The sequence below is a fragment of the bacterium genome, from assembly GCA_024226335.1.
Classification (GTDB): Bacteria; Myxococcota_A; UBA9160; order SZUA-336; family SZUA-336; genus JAAELY01.
In genome coordinates, this window is the sequence record JAAELY010000086.1 from 1 (window position 1) to 3,741 (window position 3,741).

General features: G+C 62.7%; 3 protein-coding genes. All 3 read right to left on the minus strand.

Annotation, left to right across the window (positions count from 1 at the left end; all coding sequences use genetic code 11):
- The coding region (locus tag GY725_03875) for a nucleoside-binding protein (protein ID MCP4003313.1) at positions 1–308 on the minus strand (308 nt) is incomplete at its 3' end.
- Positions 301–2,628: a hypothetical protein gene (locus GY725_03880; GenBank protein ID MCP4003314.1), complete on the minus strand. Its 2,328-nt coding sequence runs from the start codon at positions 2,626–2,628 to the stop codon at positions 301–303. The genes GY725_03880 and GY725_03875, both read right to left, overlap by 8 nt.
- 18 nt (positions 2,629–2,646) lie before the next feature.
- Positions 2,647–3,741, minus strand: a 1,095-nt coding sequence (locus GY725_03885) for a bifunctional diguanylate cyclase/phosphodiesterase (protein ID MCP4003315.1), incomplete at its 5' end; no start/stop codon positions are given.

Consider the following 3,741-nt stretch of genomic DNA (forward strand, 5'->3'; position numbering starts at 1 on the left):
CCTGCGACCTTGCGGAAACTGACGTACGAGTACCACTCTCCGTAGGTGTCGTTGTCGTTGAACCCTCCGTCTTCCGACGAGAGGACGTCGAAGAACAGGAAATTGTCGCCGTACTTCCAGCCGCTGGCATGCTGGAAGGTGAAAATCAGCGTGTCCTTGTCTCCCCCTCCGGCGAAGCTCGGAGTATCGAGGGAGCCGTACTGGAGATGCAGCTCGGTGTTGCTCCAGGTCGCAGCTTCGGCCGGCTGCGCGGCGACGAACATCAACGCACACGCAAGGGCGGCGAGGAGACAACTTCGGTTAGACATCGGACTCCTCCAGCTGAATCGGCAGCTCCACGATGAACTCGGACCCCTTCCCCTGAGCACTCGAGACATCGATCCGCCCACCGTGCATTTCGACGTAGGCCTTGACGATCACAAGGCCCAGCCCGGTACCTCCGACCCGCCGCCCCCCGGCGGTCTCGAACTGCAAGTAATGCGTGAACAGCCGCTCCACATCTTCCTGTGTCATGCCGATCCCGGTGTCCTTCACGGAGATCCTGGCGATCCGCTCGCCGGATCCCAGGCTCACGGTAATCGACCCCTCGTCGGTGTACTTGATCCCGTTGGAGACGAGGTTGGTCAACACCTGTTTGATCTTGGTCCGGTCGGCGACCAGCACCACCGGCGAGTCGGTCATTTGCGAGACGAGGGAGAGGCCTCGCGCCTCGGCGAGCGGGTTGAGCGCCTCCAGCGTCTCGCGGACCATCGCGCCGAGGTCGACTTCGCTCGTTTCCAGGGTCATCTTGCCCGCTTCGATCTTGGCCATGTCCAGGAGCTCGTTGATCAGCTCCAGCAAGTGCGCGGAGTTCCTGTCGACGACTCGAAGCGCCTCCAGCTCCTTGGGTAGCAGTCGACCTCCGCTCTTCTTGAGGATCAGCCTCGTGAAACCGATGATGGAGTTCATCGGCGTTCGCAGCTCGTGAGACATGTTCGACAGAAAGTCACTCTTGGCCCGGGTTGCTTCTTCGGCCTTGATGCGGGCCTCTTGCAGCTCGGCGGTTCTTTCCTCGACCATGCGCTCCACCGCCTCGGTCCGCGCGGTCACGGTGAGCAGGAACGTGCCGGTCAGCCCCACGAACAACATGCCGCCGATCAGCACGGCCCACAGCTCCCAGTTGTGCTTTCCGGCGTAGGCCCGGCTGTCCTGGGTGAACTCGATCCTCCAGCTCCTCCCGGAGAATTCGATGTCGCCATGTTCGACGAGCTGTCCAGGCGACAGACCCGGTGTCTCGACACTCTCCTTGAAGTCCGGAGTGCGGGAGTCGAACAACACCGTCTTGCCCGGGGAACCGCCGCGGTCGACGAGCACGAAATCCAGATTCAGCCGATCTGCAAGCTCGCTTGCCGCGGACATCATCTCCGGAAACACGAAGACCCCGGCGACGAATCCTCGCAAGGCTTCCCCGCGAAAAACAGGTTGATAGATGATCACCCCGTACTCATCTTCAGCTTGAACGATGGCGAGGCGATCCGTCGCGATCGCGCTGTTCGAGGCAACCGCTTGCTCCATCGCGCGCCTGCGGGTGCCCCCTCCGGTGGGATCCGGGCCGTAGGTGTCGAAACCGTGGGCCCGCTCGTTGCCGGCGAGCGGAGCGAGATAGGTCGTCGGAAAGTGGACGTCTCGCGCAGGCGCAACGGCCATCGTGCCGCCGGGAAGGCGGTCGCGAATCGCGTAATTGGGATATCCCTCGTTCCGGATCCTCGCCTCGAAGGCCTCGCGTTCGGCGGCGTGGACCCCTTGGTTCCACGATAGGGTCTTGATTGCCGGGTTCTCCTCGAAGAATTTCAGTGAAAAAGTGCGGTAGGTGTCGTACGTCAAATCGTTCGTAGAAGTGACGAAACGTGCCGACGCCATCAGAACGTTCGAGTACACCGCCAGGTCCCGTTCGATCCCCAGACTCACCTGAGCGGTCAGTCCGCGGAACTCCAAACGTCGCTGTGCCTTGTCCTGCTCCCTGGCGACGTGGAACAGGACGATCACCAGCAGGAAGACGAACAGCAACGTGCTACCGACGAACATCCGGCGCGATCTGCGAACCGTTGCTGCCGGCGCGAACAGCAGCAGGAGGATCGGCGTGAAGACCAGGACGCCGATGACGTCCCCGGCCCACCAGGTGAACCAGTGCAGTGGAACGTTGGCCCACGGAACGAACCCGACGTAGTGCAACGTGGCGGTTCCGACCACGGAGTTCACGAGGCAGCTGACGGGTCCGCCGAGAAGGATCAACTTGAAAATGTCCGAGAGCTTCCCGAGACGGAAATCGGCGCTCGCCTGCCGCCTGACCAGCAGGCGTCCCAGCAACGCCTGAAACGTCGCGCCCGCGCCAATGAACGCCGCGATCGCCAGCGCCTGGGCGTCGATGACCTGAGGATGGTAGAGCGACGTCCCCATCGCTCCGGCGAAGACGGCCGGCCAGTACCTCGGGCCGAACAGCAGCAAGCCGGCCAGCCCGATCCCGGATGCCGGCCAGATCGCCGTCGCGTGTCCCGGAGGGATCGTGAGCGCAAGGCCCAGTCGCCCGCTGAGGTAGTAACCCAGCGCGAGCAGGATCAACCGTAGAAGATAGGTCCGGAAGTTCTTCAATTCGGACCGTAGTCTACCCTAGCCTTCCTCGCGAAGCAGAGCGATCAGGGCATCGGAGGAGACCGGGCGACTGTAGAGGTAGCCTTGCACCTCATCGCATCCCTGGTCCCGAAGCACGTCGGCCTGGGCCTCGGTCTCGACACCCTCGGCCAGCACCTTCATGTTCAGGCCGTGGCCCATCGTGACGATCGCCTGAAGGATCAACGCGTCGGTCTTGCGCTTGGCGCAGTTGATCACGAACGAGCGGTCGATCTTGATGATCGAGATCGGCAGCAGCGAGACGTGATTCAACGACGAGTGGCCTGTGCCGAAATCGTCCATGGCGATACCGATACCCATCTGTTGCAGCTGAGCCATGGCCCACGACCCCTGCTCGGGGTTCTGCATCAGGGCACTTTCGGTCAGCTCCACCACGAGCTGCGTGAGCGGCAAGCCTGCTTCCTGCAGGATCTGCGAGACCTCGTTGGCGAAGTTCGGGCGTTGGATCTGAAGCGCGGAGACGTTCACGCAGAGCCGCAGGGGATCGCGGCTGTACCGGTTGAACTCCACGCACTGGCGCACCGCCTCTTCGAGCACCCAGCGGCCCAGAGGGACGATCAGGCCGCACTCCTCGGCGATCGGGATGAACTTGCCCGGCGAAACGATCACGTCACCCTGTTGCCAGCGTACCAGCGCCTCGACGCCGCGCATCCTGCCGGTCCGCATGTCGTACTGTGGCTGGTACTGCAGCACGAACTCGCGGTCGTGGATCGCCCGTCGGAGGTCTTTCTCCAGGACCAATCGCTCCATGGCGCGCTGGTTGAGCTTCGGCTCGAAAATTTGATAATTGTTGCGACCGAGCTCCTTGGCGCGGTAGAGCGCGACGTCGGCGCTCTTCAACAGGGAGGTGGCCTCGTCGCCGTCGTCGGGGAAGATCGCGATTCCGATGCTGGCCGACACGTGCAGGTCGAACTCGGCGATCTGAATCGGCGGCTTGAGCACTTCGAGAATCTGTTCGGCGACAACCGCGGCATCTTCTTTGTGCCGTAGCAACGAGATCACGAAGACGAACTCGTCGCCGCCGAGTCTCGCGATGGTGTCTCCCTCGCGCCTACGGGATCTCAGGCGCTTGGC